The organism is Bremerella volcania, assembly GCF_007748115.1.
Classification (GTDB): Bacteria; Planctomycetota; Planctomycetia; order Pirellulales; family Pirellulaceae; genus Bremerella; species Bremerella volcania.
The window spans coordinates 5,891,841-5,907,369 of the sequence record NZ_CP036289.1 but is presented as its reverse complement, the minus strand read 5'-3'; the positions used below and the strand labels follow the sequence as shown (position 1 = coordinate 5,907,369).

Here is a 15,529-nt window from a genome sequence, read left to right as displayed (position 1 = left end):
GACAATCATCGCAATCGACGCAAACCTTTGCGCAGTTAACAATTCCACCAACTTGCCGCCCCGGGTGACCTATATTTTAAACGAAATAGAGCATCCAATGGATTCTTGGTTTGGCAAAGTAAAAGGCAACTGACGTGGCAGGCGGTTCTTCCATAACGACCGGCGTATCCAAGACACTTGGTCACGCCCCGCAAGACTCGGACGAAGTGGGCTTGGTGGCTCAGATGGTTTCCAGGGCCCAACAGCTTTATTCGCTTCCTACCGTCGCGATGGAAGTTCTCGAGCTTACCGCCAACGAACATGCCACGGTCGTACAAATCAAGGAATGCATCCAGCGCGACCCGGCGATGACCCTCAAGATCCTGAAAGTCGTCAACAGCCCACTGTTTGGGCTTTCGGGCCAGGTGTCGGATCTCAACCAAGCCCTTGCGCTGCTGGGCATCAAACCGCTTAAGCTACTTGTGCTTGGCTTTAGCTTACCGAAGGCCATGCTGCAGGGAATTGAAGCTGAGGTGTTGGCTCAGTATTGGCAGTTTGCCTTGACCAAGGCCGTGGCCGCGCGCGAGATCGCCAATCTGCAGCGGAAGAACTTTGGGGACGAGGCATTCATTGCCGGATTGCTGTCTGAGATTGGAGCCTTGGTCATGCTTCAGGACTTGGGCGATGCCTACGCCAACTTTGCCAACAAGGTCCTGCAGGAAGAGGCCGACCTGTCGGAGATGGAATGGGAAACACTCGGATTTGATCATAACATTCTCGGTTGTCGGCTACTTCAAAGCTGGAACCTGCCAGAGAATCTGGTGCAAGTGATTCGGGAGGGGAATCCTTCTTCGGGAATTGATTTCGGCAAACTGAGCGGGCAATCGGCGACGCTTCGTCTCGCGCACAACTTGGCGGAGGTTCTCGCGCACCATCGCCTCAACTTGATGCCAAAGTTTCTCGAGCAGTTGAAGTCGACCTCTAGCCATGATGCCGATACCGTCGAGCACCTGGTAGTGGATATTCAGGAAAAACTGTATCAACTGGCCGGCGTCCTATCGGTATCCCTGCCAGATGGGACGGACTACTGCGAAGTGGTTGCCCAGGCCTACGTTCAGTTATCCCAGTTGGCCGAGGCAGTTGCCGCGCCGTTGGCCCTGGGAGATCGCGCACCTCACGAACAGATGATTCAATCGCCGGAAGTTCAGCGATTAATCGACACGACAAAGAGTCTTGCGGAAAACGGTGGGGTTCCTCTTGTCGCAGATCAGCCAAGCAATACGGATCCGTCTACTGAAGATGTGCCCGTCGATCCAATCATGGCCGACGTGAACCTGCTGACGGAGATTGCCACGTCGATGCAGCGTTGCCGCGCTCAACGCTGTGAGTTCTCATTGTCGCTTTTGAAAATCAATCAATTCGAAGACTTCGTCATGGTGGCCGGTATCGAGGAAGTCGATGTTTGGCGGCAGTTGGTCGCGGCCATCGTCGACCGTCTGAGCGATGGCCTAGGGCGGGTTCTGCCGTGCGGCGAGATGAGCCTGGCGGTTTTGTTAGACGATCACGACCGGCATCAAACGGTCACGTTGACTCGACAGATCCTCGACCTGGTAACGAACTGGTCGCAGCGTCGCGAGTGCCATCAAGGGGTCGAACTGACGCTTAGCAGCGGTGTGGCATCTGCCTGCGTGCCGCCGAAGAGTCTTCCGCCGCAAGAGATCTTTCAAGCGGCCCGGCGATGTCTGTTGGCGGCCTCTAAGGGGGGCGGCAATGCCATCAAGAGTATCGAAGTGCTGTAGTAGCAAGTAGTTTTTATGATTCCAGCGAACGCTTGAGCGACAACGGCGTGCAGATTTCCGATGGGAAGCGACGTACGGAAAGTGGAGAGCCAGGGCTAACCTTTACCATTTCACGCTTGCTCTATAGGCTTTAGTGGCGGTCTGGCATATCCAATGGGCTAACTGGTCCGCTATCCGCTGCCTGCGGAATTCTGTTACCTTGGTCTCTATGAATGAATCGATGGAATCCCGCGTGGACGAGCTAACGGCATCTCACGAACCCTCCCTGGGAGAGGGGAATTCGAAAACGTGGCAACAAGACTCGGTAGAATTCTCTACGCAGGCTCGCCTGCATGCCGATCCCCCGGCTCGAAAGCGTCGGGTTCGATTGCCGGTCATTCTTTTCTTTGCTACGTGCGTGTCCACCTTCCTTGCCGGGATGACCAACTGGCAACCGTTGGAAGCGATGATTAATCTGTTTGCCTGGTCGAACAATGGGGTGATGGGGATTCCTCATGCCTATGATTCGTTTCTTTCGAGTCCCGCCGTCGAGATGCGGCGCGACCTGATTCATTACTTGGCCGACTGGAAGAGCGGCTTGCTTTACATGGCGGCGATGTTGGGGATTTTGTTTGCCCACGAAATGGGGCACTTCCTCATGGCACTGCGTTACCGGGTTCCGGCCAGTCTGCCTTACTTTATTCCAGTACCGATCTCTCCGATCGGAACGTTCGGCGCCGTGATTGGCATGGACGGCATGCGTGCCAATCGCAAGCAATTGTTTGACATTGGATTAGCCGGCCCACTGGCCGGTTTGGTCGTGGCCTTTCCGGTGCTATGGTACGGCGTATCTCAAATGGATTTGTCGGCGCCAGGAACCGGATCGTTCAAGCTCGACTTGCCGATCGCGATGGCGTGGATGATGCAGTGGTTCAATGTCCCTGGGTATGAAGAGGGGATGTACATCAATCAAAGCCAACTCAACCCCTTTTTCATGGCCGGCTGGGTAGGGCTGCTGGTGACGGGGCTCAACATGATTCCGGTCAGTCAACTCGATGGAGGGCACGTGACTTACACCATGTTTGGAAAGAGCGCGCATTGGATTGCCAGGGCGTTTCTTGTGGTGGCGGTGGTCTTTATCATTTCGCTCGGTGCCTACCAGTGGAGCCTGATGCTGCTGCTGGTCATCTTGATGCGTCCCGATCATCCGCCGACCAGTGACGATAGTGTCCCGATTGGTTGGTTTCGCTACGCCCTGGGAACAGTATCCCTTAGCATTCCCCTGCTCTGCTTTCCGCCAATGGCGATCGTGGCCGCCTAGTCCGCAGCTTTGAGCCGCTGCAGAATCTCTGACGTAATCGGACGCTTCGAGTCCCAGAAGATCCAGGCTCGGTAAAACTCTTGCACATCCGGGCTATTAAGCCGGGCCGCTGCGGCCACCGCATCTTTCTTGGTGCGAAAGGACAGAAAGTAAGTCGTATCGTCGAGCATCACCGGCCGGCCATCCTGCGGTCCGATGACGCGAAACGCGAGTTGCTTATGTAGCGCCGAAATAGCGACCTTCCACTTAGCAAACGAATAATCGCCAACGCCGAAGATAGAAAACGGAGGGCGTCCCCGGTAGATCGAACTCTTGCGATCCGCCAGTCGATTGGCATGCTTTTGCAGGTAAGCCCATGTTCTCGGTGCGGTGGACTTGATCGGAGCGGTGTCTTCGCCTGTTCGCTTCTGCGGCACGATCAAGAACTTGTCGGTACATTTCACTTCCCCGCGATAGACGGCCCCGGCAGGCATCCATGGATAGACATAGTCAGGCTCTAGTTCGATCATCTCCCCTAGCCCGTTTACTAGTCCCCAACCCCGTCGTTCAAGCTGCATGACCGCGCGGCAATCGTGCTTAATGCCGCTTCGCCAGCGTTTGGTCGCTTGAGTATCAAGCAGATGTTTTTGCCGTGCGAGAGCCCGGTGATCGGCAACCAGATTGCCAGAGTGCATGCCCAGTACGGTCGAAGCGTGGTCGGCATCGAACCGCTCATAGACTTCGCACGTGGTAGTCGGCTTAGTGGATTGCATGTGACAGACCAACAAGCAGGCATCGACCGAGGCGTTAAAGTGCTCGCGGGAATCAATCTTATGGATTGAGCAGTTCGTGATAGGCAGCCCTGTTTTCCAGGCCTGCTCCAAGACCTTCCGGGCAACGGTCGTTTTGCAAAGCATTGCCAGCACGCCGTCCTGGTGGGGCATGGCTTCCAACAGGTGCATGATCATCCACTGCGAGATATCGAAGTTGGCTTTGCCAGTCTTGGCCGAGATACCCCGTTCGTTTTGAAAATTTGACTTTGTGGGGAGATTACCACTACCGATCGATCCCAAGGTTGAATTGGTGACCCATGGTGGATTGCCCAGCACGAGCAAGGGCCCCGGTTGTCGGCCTAGTAGCGATGCCCAGTCTTGCCGAAAAAAGTCGCCTTGAGCGACGTCGACCTCGCAGTCCGTAGTCGTAAGGCGGCGGCGAGCTTCCGCCACATAAGTGCGATTCCATTCGCGTCCGACGAGTCGTTTGCAATTGGAAAAAACGTGAGCCGCAGCCTCAAGAAACGTCCCTTGTCCGCAGGTAGGTTCCAATACGCTGCCAGGGTTCACGCCGCCTGCGCGGAGTAACCGACAGATGGCTTCCGCGAGAACCAGCGGAGTTTGAAAGTCGCCGTACTCTGTTTTCTGGCGACTTTTGACGCGAATCATGGAAGCGTTTCGAGTTGGAAATTGAGTTAAAGGAGCGAACTTCGCGTCAGTTTAAGAATTTTGCGAAATTCGAACCATGGCAATTTCCAGCTCAGTCCTCCCACTCATCAGGCAACTTGGGGCTTGCCAGAATTCAATTGTGGCTCGATTAAGTCTTCCTTGGCGATCACGACCAGTCCTGACTGCGTGACGGTAAAGCCGCGGCTCCGGTCGAGTTCCAGATCGAAGCCGATCTGAGTATCCGAAGGAATGGAAACGCCTTTGTCGATGATCGCTCGGCGGATTTGACTGTGCCGGCCGACCGAAACGCCCTCGAACAAAATCGAATCGTGCACCGACGAAAAGCTATTCACGCGGACGCGCGGGCCAATGATGCTCCGTTCGACCTCACCGCCGGAGATAATCGACCCACCGCAGACGACGCTATCGAGCGCGTACCCGCGACGGCTGGGATCGGATTCCCCGCCAAAGACGAACTTCGGTGGCGGTACGTTAGGCTGATAGGTCCGTAGCGGCCAAGCTTCGTCGTAGATGTTCAGTTGCGGATCGACCGATACAAGGTCCATATTCGCCTCGTAGTAAGCATCCAGCGTACCGACGTCACGCCAGTAGGCATCGCGTTTCCGGTTCTCGTCCCGGAAGGGGAACGCGTAGATGCGATGCGTATCGATGATCGACGGAATGATGTTCCGTCCGAAGTCATGGGCGCTAGTTCGATTGGTGGCGTCCTTGCAAAGCTGCTCGAACAGAAATGCCGCATTGAAGACGTAAATCCCCATCGAGGCCAGGCAGTGCTGATCATCGCCGGGAATGGTCTTGGGGTTCTCCGGCTTCTCATCGAAACCGAGGATCTTCTGCTCGCGATCGATCTGCATTACGCCGAACGACCTTGCTTCTTTGATGGTTGTTTTCAGGGCCCCAATCGTCAGGTCAGCCCCGTTCTCGATGTGGAAGTCGAGCATCGAGGCGTAGTTCATCTTGTAGATGTGATCGCCTGCCAGAATCACAACGTACTTGGGACGATGCTTTTCGATGGCGTAGATGTTTTGGTAAACCGCATCGGCGGTGCCTTGGTACCACTGCTCGTCGATTCGTTGCTGGGGCGGCACGACGTCGATGCATTCGCCCAGTTCGCGGCAGAAGTACCGCTGCCAGCCGACGTTGATATGGCGGTCTAGGCTTTGCGCTTTGTACTGCGTCAGCAATTGAATTTGCCGAAAGCCACTGTTCAGGCAATTCGAAAGAGCAAAATCGATGATGCGATAAACGCCGCCAAAGGGGACCGCTGGCTTCGCGCGATCGCGCGTGAGTGGTTCCAAGCGGGAACCCTTGCCGCCGGCAAGGATCACGGTGAGTACGTTCTCCATCCGTTGCGTACCTCAGCTATGATTGGGGTGTGGGAAGAGGCAATGGAAGCTTGGGGCGGGCCTCCGAGGTGTCTGCCGCATTCTATCGGCTTTACCCAAACGTCAAAACTAAAAAATGAGGCGAAGTCGCTAGCAGATTGCGCGAAGCGGAAACTTGTCGTATCGGCCGTAACGGTTAGTTCGCCAGCGAACCGATGTTCATTGCGGACTGTCTTCGCCATCGGGTAGACGAAGTAGCAAGGCTTTAAAGGACACACATGAATCCCTCAGAGAAATCAACGGTAGATGAAATCAGGGCCCGCTTCGACAACGACGTCGATCGCTTTTCGAACCTGGAAACAGGGCAATCGGCCACGATGGATGCCCCGTTGGTGCTAGATCTGATCACGCGTGTCGCCGCTGCCCACCGGCCAGACGCGAAGGATGTTCTCGATATTGGCTGTGGTGCCGGAAACTACACCTTAAAGCTGCTCCAGCGAATTGCTGGAATGAACTGCACGCTGATTGACCTTAGCCAGCCGATGCTCGATCGGGCCCGACAGCGTGTGTCAGAGGATGGAGCCCAAGAAATAACCACCATTCAAGGAGATATTCGCGAAGTCGAAATCCCCGACGAAACTTTCGATGTCGTGATGGCTGCCGCTGTGCTGCATCATCTTCGCGACGATGCCGACTGGAAGCATGTCTTCCAGAAAATCTACCAGGCGATGCGTCCCGGTGGAATCTTCTTGGTGAGCGATCTGGTGACTTCCGATTTACCAGCGGCTGACCAGGTTCAATGGAAACGGTACGGCGAGTACCTCACCAACTTCCGAGATGACGCCTATCGTCAGACCGTCTTCGATTACATCGAAAAAGAAGACACCCCGCGGAGTGTCCTCTTTCAAGTCGATGTGTGCCGAAAGGTTGGTTTTCGCCAAGTCGAGGTGTTGCACCTGAACTCATGCTTTGGTGCGTATTGTGCGGTGAAGTGATTTAGCAATAATTGGAATTCAACTGATACAGCTATTCCGGCTTCTTGTTATCTGATTTAGTGTTTAGATCCCCTTTATCGAAGCCCGCCGTAATGTGCTGTATCCCCATATCCAAGTCAGGAGTTGCACCTTGATCTGATTCGCTTCCGCCTTGATCTAAATGAGCTGACGGCTCATTTGACTGGTCTGCATTTTCAGGGGTTGTCATTTTTGTACTAAGCTCCAATTTCTAGAGATTTGAAAACGGTTCTTGAGATTAACTGCTAGTTCATGATCTTCGTAGCTATCAGCAGGACAAGGAAAATAACGCTTGTGAACATTGCTGCGGAGAGTCGGGTGAGGATTCGCCTAAAGTGTCGACCGATATGCCCCGTTTCTACCTCATTTGCCGCTATGGCACTTAGGTAAAGTCTTGCTAGTGACTTTTTTACATGATCCTTTTGTAATTTGGGCTCATCGAATGTTGCCATGATTTTGTCATGGTTAGCATTGGGAATAGCGAACCCTATTCGATTCAAGAATACAAGATATTCCCAAACGGTCATGATTAAAAAAAACGCAAGCGCGACATAAGCAATGGCGGAAGAAATGGCGAGCCAAGAGATTGTATTTTTCGAGGGATTGTGAAACAGCCCGATGAGTTGAGGCGTGCCGAATAGTACAAGCATCGTAACTAGAAATCCTGTGAGTACTAGAAGATGCCCGATTCTCGCTAAGTGGAGTTGCCGGACTGCAAGGAATTTGTCATGGCGATCTTTCACAAATTCGTAGAGTTCGCGTTTTTGATCACTGTCCATGGGTATCTCAAAATCCTTTTCATAGCACAATAGTTCGTATTTCCGTAGGAATTCCGGGACAAAAACTAATTGCACCAGTCCGACTGCGGCGTGCTGTGTACGGTAGCATCTTTGCCTTCGGTGAGCCCGGCAATCTTCGATTCCATTGACTCGACGCTTGCGGCATCAGGATGGAATTGCAAGCCGAGGTCGATCTCATACGACGCACCAGGGGCGATCTTGAGCACGCGGCCGTTCTTTTCCTCAAACGAGCGGGGGTTGGGGAAGTTGGTCGACGGTTCGAGCCCCGTTACATAGCCATCCGCTTCGGCGGCCGTATTTTTCCAGATGACGAGGTAGGGAAGTTGCTTGACGTTGAAATGCACCGACACGCCTTGATCGCCTTTCGCGTTCTTCAGCAGTGCACAGGTATCGCCGTTATCGTCCGCGGCAAGCTGCATGAAATAAACCTGCTCGGCATAGCCGGCGGTGGGGCCTTTGTAGATCGACCATGTATCGACATCTTCCACGGCGCGGGCGTCGCGAGGGCACAGTTGTGTCACAGGGCACACGACCGAAGCCCCCTCGCCCAAGATGGGGGCACCCATGTTGATGTGGTACAGCATCTGTGCCGTGCTTTCCTGAGCGGCACGATTGATGATGCGGTCGCGGATGCGGAAACCGTTTTCGCCTGCCTTGGTACGGATCTCGGTTTTCATCGCGACGTTGTAGCACAGAAAGCGAGTTTCACGCACTTCTCCACGGATGCACATCTCGCCATCGGGCGAAACTTCGACGACGACGTCTTCAGTCGGTTGGTTTGCGATTCGACCGTGCAGGCCATACTTCAGCCGCCCGGTTTCGGCATCGAATTCTGGCGCTCCATTACTTTCCAGCCCGCATCGAACGATCAATTCGTCCATGCCGTCTAGCCACCCGAGCCCACTCGGATCGGAAAGAGGAACGAACTGCGGATGGACCGGGCCTTCTACAGGAGAATCCCAGCCGATGCGCGTGTCACCATGCTTAGCCTGGTGAATGCTCATGCCGCGGGTCGGAATCGTCGTGAACGAGAAGTCGCCGTTCTGGACCGTGAGAAGCTCGACCCCGTCGCGCCGCCCACCGAATAAGCGAGTGTGCGTAACGCTTAGCCCGTGCTGCTTGGCCGCTTTCAAAAAGGGAGCGGGCTGCTCATAAGGGGACGTAATGTCGTACTCACTCAGGACCCAGCGATTGCTCATGTTGCTCTCTTTCTGATTTGTCATTTCTAGACAGGTTTTTGGCACGAACGGACAAATTGCCGTTACCATACGCGTGCTACGCGTGAAATTCCAGCACAGAAGGGTCGAAAAGGCCCCTCATTTACTTGTCACCAGGATAAAACCTGTTAAAACAAGCGCTTTCCCTTGACGACTGAGGGCCTACTGTGGTCTGCGCTAATCGAGCCGTCTCGTGCCACCGGGGCAAGCGTTCCCACCGCATTATGCTACCACACCGGAGTAACGAGCCGAGATGATCGAAAGTATTGTCAAAGGGAATCGCATCGCCAGGATTCTGGACGGAATTTTGAAAACTTGAAGCCAGTCCGTTGCCTGCCATCACATCTCATCCTCACAAAAACATAATCTCTATCGGAGCACTCTCTCATGAGTACGCATCCTAACGCGTCCCCGAAACTTCATAATGCCATGTGGCCTGGTTTGGTTGGTAAGGAAGAAGGGACCGATCATCCGCCGATCAGCCTGGAACGCATGCTGGAGTTGACCGCCGCTGCCGAAGTGGATGGCATCAAGTTCGACGGGATCGATTACTTCCTGTTTCACCCTCACACCGATCCCGATGCGCCGGATGACGAATTGAAGCGGATTGCCGACCTGGTTGCCTCGTACAATCTGACGATCGGCTCGCTGGTCGCTCCGATTTGGCCTGGTACCGTGGGTGGTCCTGCGATGGGTACCGAAGAAGAACGCTCCAACTTCGTGCTCGCCGTGAAGAAGGCCTGTCGCATCGCGAAGATCTTCAACGACCATGGTGTACGACAGTACGGTTGCATTCGTATCGACTCGGCCAGTGGCGTGGAGGCCTGGTCTGCGGATCCCGAAGCCAACACCAAGCTGATTGCCGAAACCTTCAAAGAGGCCGGTAAAGTCGCCGCTGACAATGGCGAACGTCTGGCTGCCGAAGGGGAAATCTGCTGGGGGGGCATGCACTCTTGGAAGGACATGCTGAACCTTCTGGAAGCGGTGGGCATGCCGGAAACGGTTGGGTTCCAGGCCGACCTGGCCCATACCTATCTCTACCTGCTGGGCTACAACGCGCCAGAGCATGCCTTGCTAAAGGAAGGCTACACCGAAGAAGAATTCTGGGCCGCCTACACCGAAATGACCAACGCCCTGCGAAAGTGGACGATCGACTTCCACGTCGCCCAGAACGACGGTAGCGTGCATGGGACGGGTTCGCACGATAAGACGGGTCGTCACTGCCCTGCCGACGATCCCAACGGCAAGCTTGATATCGTCAAGTGCAGCCAGTACTGGCTCGATGGTGCCCAGGACCGCGGTATCAAGCACATCTGCTGGGACGGATGCATGTTCCCCAACGAAATGCTCGAAAAGCAGGAAACCTGGAACACGATCCTCGATGTCATGATCAAAGTTCGCGACCAGTGTGGTTGGAACTAAGTCGGTATGCTCGAGCCGATTGACGAGTTCGTAGAAACTGCAACCCAGTTTTGTCATTTGGTTGAGGACCATGAAAGCGAACCGCTTGATCGATTTATTCGAAAACTCCAGCAGTTTCTTCCTCTTATGTATTACCAAGCGGTGAAGTTGCCGGACGTTGGATCACGCTCAGAGCCAAGCTATCAGCGTGAGATTACGCACGATCAGTGGCAGAGTTTATTCGGAAGGCTCGTTCAATATTTAGGAGTTCACGATCAGTATTGGATAGTGCATGACGTCGACTTGGTTGCTGACGATGTACCAGAAGCAATCCTTAGCAGTTTGGCAGATGACGTAACAGACATTTGGCGAGATTTGAAGAACGGCCTCTTGTATTGGGAGGCTGCTGATGAGCCACTACGGCGGGAATTGATTTGGCAATGGCGATTTCACTTTTATGGCCATTGGTCGGATCATGTGATTGATGCAATGCGTGCCGTTAACCGCATGTGTCAGGAATTTGAACACGACGAAGATTAGAGCCCACAAACCTCACCTGCTTCGCTTAGCGCGAGCCCCACTTGGGAGAATCACATCATGGCAAAGAAACCTCTTCGTATTGGTCTGGTCGGCTATGGCTTCATGGGCCGTACCCACTCCAATGGCTACAAGCGGGTACCAGACTTCTTTCCGGAACTCCAATATCAACCGGTCCTGAAGGCCGTTTGTGGTCGTAGCGAAGACAAAACCAAGGCCTTCGCCGAGCAGTGGGGCTACGAGTCGTACGAGACCGATTGGAACAAGCTGATCGCTCGCGACGATATCGACGCCATCGACATTTGCACCCCCAACGATACGCACGGTCCGATTTCGATCGCCGCCGCCAAGGCCGGCAAGATGGTTCTGTGCGAAAAACCGATCGGGATGAGCACCGCCGAAGGGGAAGAGATGGTCAAAGCCGTCGAAGACGCCGGCGTGGCCAATACCATCTTTTACAACTATCGCCGCATTCCGGCGGTGACCCTGGCTAAGAAGATCATCGACAGCGGCAAGCTGGGACGTATTTTCCACTATCGCGCCAACTTCCTGCAGGACTGGACGATCAACGCCGATGTTCCTCAGGGGGGTGCGGGTCTGTGGCGTCTGGATGCGGCTTCGGCAGGTTCCGGCGTCACGGGGGACCTGTTGGCTCACTGCATCGACACGGCTATCTGGCTCAACGGAAGAATTAACGACGTCAACGCTGTGACCGAAACGTTCGTCAAGGAGCGTCTGCACAGTGGAACCGGTAAGAAAGAGCCTGTGAAGATCGATGATGCCTGCTCGTTCTTCTGTCACTTCGAGAACGGTTCGCTCGGTCTGTTCGAGTCGACGCGCTACGCTCGTGGTCACAAGGCGCTATACACCTTCGAGATCAATGGCGAACATGCCTCGATCCGCTGGGACCTGCACGACTTGCACCGCTTGGAATACTTCGATCATGCCGACGAAGGGGAAGTCCGCGGCTGGCGTTCGATTCATGTCACCGACGGCGAGCACCCTTACATGGATCACTGGTGGGTGCCAGGTCTGAACATCGGCTACGAACACAGCTTCGTGCACCATGTGGCCGACTTCCTGAAGAGCATCGAAGAAGGCACGCCATGCGAGCCGACCTTCAAGTCCGCTCTGGAAACCCAGAAGGTCTGCGATGCCGTCCTGGCCAGTGCCGCCGAAAAGGTCTGGAAGGACGTTTAGTCGCAAGTGGTCCACGATCGAAACCGGGGAAAGGGCAATTCCGAGCCCTTTCCCTTTTTCGTTTCGGGGCAATGATGATCACATGAATTACTTCGCCCACGGAAGACCGTTTCTCGATCAGCCTTACTTCTTGGCCGGAACGGCGGTGCCGGACTGGTTGAACGTCGTCGATCGCAAGTGCCGTGCACGCTCGAAGAAGGCCCTGCCCCTTTGTGAATCCAGCGATGCGATGGAAGCCCAGGTTGCCGCCGGCATCGTCCAGCATCATGCCGATGACGATTGGTTTCATCGAACCGAAGAATTTAACCGCTTGCAGTGGGATTTCACGAAGCGAATCCGCGATTTCCTAGGCAAAGACAGCGGCCTGCGACCTAGTTTCCTCGGCCATATTCTCGTGGAGTTACTGTTGGATTCCGCGCTGATCGAAGATGATCCCGATGAGTTAGATGCCTATTATGCTGCACTTAAAGAAGTGGATGGAGCCTTGGTGCAGCAAACGGTTCAGCGCATCGCCGAGCGACCGGCCGAACGTTTGGATTGGTTCATTGGTCGATTCGTTGAGGTTCGCTTTTTAGAGGATTACCCAGACGACGAAAAACTGCTTTACCGGTTGAATCAAGTGATGCAGCGCGTCAAACTACCAGCTTTGCCCGATGCGTTTGCTACGCTCCTGCCGGAGCTTCGCCGAGACGTACGGGCCTCGTCCGCAGTGTTGCTGACCGCCCATTCGACTTAACCGCCCCTCAAGAGTTTTCATAGAGTCCAGGAGACCCCGTCGATGAAATTTGGCATGAACTTGTTGCTTTGGTCCGGCGATCCCGATGACAGCTTGCTGCCGGTGATCGAAGAGTTGAAGGCCATGGGATATGACGGGGTGGAGATCCCACTTTTCAATCTCGACGTCGACAAATGGACGAAGTACGGCGAAAAGATCAAAGCAATGGATCTGAAGTGTACCGCCGTCACCGTCCGTAATGAAGAGGACAACCCGATAAGCCCCGATGCCTCGGTGCGTGCCAAAGGCGTAGAACTCAACAAGAAGACGCTCGACTGCTGTGCCGCACTAGGCGCCGAAACGCTCGTCGGTCCGTATCACTCGGCAATCGGTATCTTCAGTGGTGCCGGCCCGACCGAAGACGAATGGAAGTGGGGCGTCGATTCGATGCGACAAGTCGCCGAACACGCCGGCGATGTCAACGTGATGCTGGGCGTCGAAGCGCTCAATCGCTTTGAAACGTACCTGTTAAACATCCATAGGGACTCGGCTCGATTTGTTCGTGAAGTCGATCATCCTAACTGCAAGATGATGTACGACACCTTCCACGCAAACATCGAAGAAGCGGACATCGCCCAAGCCATTCGTGATTGTTCGGACGTGCTGCATCATGTGCATATCTCGGAAAACAACCGCGCCACGCCAGGCAGCGGCCACATCGATTTCAATACCAATTTCGATACGTTGAAGGAAGTTGGCTACGACGGCTGGATGGTCGTGGAGGCGTTTGGCTTGGCGTTGCCGGAAATCGCTGCCGCCACCAAGATCTGGCGCAAGATGTTCGATACGGAACTGCAACTGGCCAAAGACGGCCTTGCCTTCATGAAGCAGGAAGTTGCCAAACGCTGGTAAGCTTCCAGTATATTTCAAAAATACCTTAGAAGGCCGCGTTCGAACGGCCTTCTTTTTTTTGGGGGAGTTGTAGCCTCCGGGGCCGAATCTTCCCCTGCTTTCATCTTGGTAAATGCGGGATCGATCGATATAGTTCCGTTATGACCGACGACGAGGAACAGTTCGATCTTTATGCCATGTTCGCCGACGATGCCGACGATGGTGGGCTTTCGTTGGATCGCTTGTCGGAGACCTACGCCGAGGCGCTTGGCAATCGTCCGGTCCCGTTTCAAGAAGAGAAACCGGCCGCAGAGGAAGAGTTCCCAGAAGACGAATCGACCGCCGAAGCCGTTTCTCGGTTGGCCGATGAAGCAGAAGCAGATGATCCATGCGAGCTTTCCCCCACGACCATTCTGGAAGCGATCTTGTTCGTCGGTCATGCCTCGAATGACAAGTTGACCGCTGAAAAAGCCGCGTCCGTGATGCGCGGGGTTCAAGCCGACGAAATCGACGACCTGGTCACGCAACTCAACCGCAAGTATGAAGCGGAAGGATGTCCTTACGAAATCACTGCGGTTGGCGGAACATATCGCATGGCCCTCCGTGACGAGTTTCGCCCGTTGCGAGAGAAGTTCTACGGCAAGGTCCGTGAGGCCAAGCTCTCTCAACCGGCGATCGATGTCCTTTCGCTAGTCGCCTACAACCAAGGTGCCACGCGTGAAGAAGTTGATGACATGCGGAACAAACCGAGCGGGCCGATTCTCACGCAACTGGTACGTCGCCGACTGCTTCGCGTTCAGCCTGATCCAGAAGACAAGCGGCTGAAACGCTACACGACGACAGAACGCTTTCTACAATTGTTCGGGCTGACTTCGCTCGATGACCTTCCGCAGCCGCAATCGCTGGATGACTAGTGCGGTTGCGGACAAGTAGAAGCAGGATACGTGAATTTCTTGAAAGTTGCTCGTTTCGAGAAGGTGTCTAATGAAAATTGCGTGTTCGTAAGTGATTCTGCATAGGCAGGTTATGGCGATGCTTGCTTTTGGCCGCTGACGAGCCGACATCCGCTTGGTACAATGCGAGCCATCAAATTTGAGGGGCTCATGCTGCCCCTAAACTCGCTCCCGCGATACTTAGTGAGTATCGTCAGGCGAAACTCGAATGGGTTTCCCTCGGAAGCGATTCATTCCCCTGACGCAAGGTTTGGCATGTCCCGTCGTTCGCATCTCGCGCGACTTCGCCAACAGTCTCCGCTCATTCTGCCATCGGTGCTATCGTGTGACTTTAGCGATATGCGCGGTGAGGTAGAGCGACTGGAAACTGCTGGCGTGCAAGCACTTCATTTGGACGTGATGGACGGAAATTTCGTCCCCAACATCACTTACGGAATGCCCATTGTTGCCGCGTTTCGCAAGTTGACACAACTTCCGCTCGATGTCCATTTGATGATCGAGAATCCGGAGCGTTATATCCGACAGTTTTATGAGGCGGGCGCGGATATCATTACCGTTCACGAGGAAGCGACTGGAATCGACACGGCCAATGTCCTGCAAGAGATCAAGAATCTGGGCTGTGGGGCTGGGGTGACGATTAACCCGGACATCCCTGTCGAGCGAGTTCTCCCTTTCGTGGACACAGCCGACTTGATATTAGTCATGAGTGTCAATGCAGGATTTGGCGGTCAAACGTTCAATCCTGTGGCGTTGGAGAAGCTTGAAGCTTTGCGAAAAGTCGGTCCTCCGGAACTTCTCTTGGAAGTCGACGGCGGCGTGAACCTGGAAACGGTTCAGGCGTGCACCGAAGCAGGGGCTGACCTCCTGGTAATAGGATCAGCGATTTTCAATCAATCGGATTACGGCGCAGCGATTGATCAGCTCTATCGATCTGCCCAAGTTTCGACCTAGTTGAGA

At 54.4% G+C, this 15,529-nt stretch carries 15 protein-coding genes; 10 read left to right on the top strand and 5 right to left on the bottom strand.

The genetic code is table 11. The features are described 5' to 3' along the window. Positions 1-134 precede the first annotated feature (134 nt). Positions 135-1,778 (top strand): HDOD domain-containing protein, encoded by a 1,644-nt coding sequence (locus Pan97_RS23565; protein WP_144976884.1) that lies wholly within the window; start codon positions 135-137, stop codon positions 1,776-1,778. Between the two features lie 397 nt (positions 1,779-2,175). Continuing rightward, the gene (locus Pan97_RS23560) at positions 2,176-3,078 is read left to right on the top strand and encodes a site-2 protease family protein (RefSeq protein WP_144976883.1); all 903 of its coding nucleotides are present in this window, start codon (positions 2,176-2,178) and stop codon (positions 3,076-3,078) included. Here Pan97_RS23560 and Pan97_RS23555 read toward each other — a convergent pair. Both Pan97_RS23555 and glgC read right to left on the bottom strand, forming a co-directional pair. Further along, on the bottom strand, positions 3,075-4,499 hold the full coding sequence (locus tag Pan97_RS23555; protein ID WP_144976882.1) for an N-6 DNA methylase: 1,425 nt from the start codon (positions 4,497-4,499) through the stop codon (positions 3,075-3,077). The genes Pan97_RS23560 and Pan97_RS23555 overlap by 4 nt on opposite strands. A gap of 107 nt (positions 4,500-4,606) precedes the next feature. Further along, positions 4,607-5,866, bottom strand: coding sequence for a glucose-1-phosphate adenylyltransferase (gene glgC / locus Pan97_RS23550; protein WP_144976880.1), 1,260 nt, complete (start codon positions 5,864-5,866; stop codon positions 4,607-4,609). 257 nt (positions 5,867-6,123) lie between these two features. Here glgC and Pan97_RS23545 point away from each other — a divergent pair, with 257 nt between their 5' ends. Further along, entirely contained in the window at positions 6,124-6,840 is a 717-nt protein-coding gene (locus Pan97_RS23545; protein WP_144976878.1) for a class I SAM-dependent methyltransferase, read from the top strand. A gap of 31 nt (positions 6,841-6,871) precedes the next feature. Here Pan97_RS23545 and Pan97_RS26365 read toward each other — a convergent pair whose 3' ends face one another. From Pan97_RS26365 to Pan97_RS23535, 3 genes are all read right to left on the bottom strand, one after another. Then, positions 6,872-7,048, bottom strand: a complete 177-nt coding sequence (locus tag Pan97_RS26365) for a hypothetical protein (protein ID WP_165698936.1) — start codon at positions 7,046-7,048, stop codon at positions 6,872-6,874. Between the two features lie 55 nt (positions 7,049-7,103). After that, a complete protein-coding gene (locus Pan97_RS23540) occupies positions 7,104-7,637 on the bottom strand; it encodes a hypothetical protein (protein ID WP_144976876.1) in 534 nt (177 codons plus the stop codon). Positions 7,638-7,702: 65 nt separating this feature from the next. Beyond that, positions 7,703-8,857: an aldose 1-epimerase family protein gene (locus Pan97_RS23535; RefSeq protein ID WP_165698935.1), complete on the bottom strand. Its 1,155-nt coding sequence runs from the start codon at positions 8,855-8,857 to the stop codon at positions 7,703-7,705. Positions 8,858-9,262: 405 nt separating this feature from the next. Here Pan97_RS23535 and Pan97_RS23530 point away from each other — a divergent pair, with 405 nt between their 5' ends. The 7 genes from Pan97_RS23530 (at position 9,263) to rpe (ending at position 15,523) form a co-directional block, all read left to right on the top strand. Then, positions 9,263-10,297: a sugar phosphate isomerase/epimerase family protein gene (locus Pan97_RS23530; protein WP_196782198.1), complete on the top strand. Its 1,035-nt coding sequence runs from the start codon at positions 9,263-9,265 to the stop codon at positions 10,295-10,297. A gap of 6 nt (positions 10,298-10,303) precedes the next feature. Further along, complete coding sequence (locus tag Pan97_RS23525) at positions 10,304-10,816, top strand: DUF5063 domain-containing protein (protein ID WP_144976872.1); 513 nt, start codon at positions 10,304-10,306, stop codon at positions 10,814-10,816. A 57-nt stretch (positions 10,817-10,873) separates the two neighbouring features. Next, positions 10,874-12,013, top strand: a complete 1,140-nt coding sequence (locus Pan97_RS23520) for a Gfo/Idh/MocA family protein (RefSeq protein ID WP_196782197.1) — start codon at positions 10,874-10,876, stop codon at positions 12,011-12,013. Positions 12,014-12,095: 82 nt separating this feature from the next. Continuing rightward, positions 12,096-12,749 carry a hypothetical protein gene (locus Pan97_RS23515; protein ID WP_144976868.1) on the top strand — a complete coding sequence of 218 codons (654 nt, stop codon included), beginning with the start codon at positions 12,096-12,098 and terminating at the stop codon, positions 12,747-12,749. A gap of 42 nt (positions 12,750-12,791) precedes the next feature. Then, complete coding sequence (locus Pan97_RS23510) at positions 12,792-13,640, top strand: sugar phosphate isomerase/epimerase family protein (protein WP_144976866.1); 849 nt, start codon at positions 12,792-12,794, stop codon at positions 13,638-13,640. 140 nt (positions 13,641-13,780) lie between these two features. Beyond that, complete coding sequence (gene scpB / locus Pan97_RS23505) at positions 13,781-14,533, top strand: SMC-Scp complex subunit ScpB (protein ID WP_144976864.1); 753 nt, start codon at positions 13,781-13,783, stop codon at positions 14,531-14,533. A gap of 294 nt (positions 14,534-14,827) precedes the next feature. Beyond that, on the top strand, positions 14,828-15,523 hold the full coding sequence (gene rpe, locus Pan97_RS23500) for a ribulose-phosphate 3-epimerase (protein WP_144976862.1): 696 nt from the start codon (positions 14,828-14,830) through the stop codon (positions 15,521-15,523). Positions 15,524-15,529 lie beyond the last annotated feature (6 nt).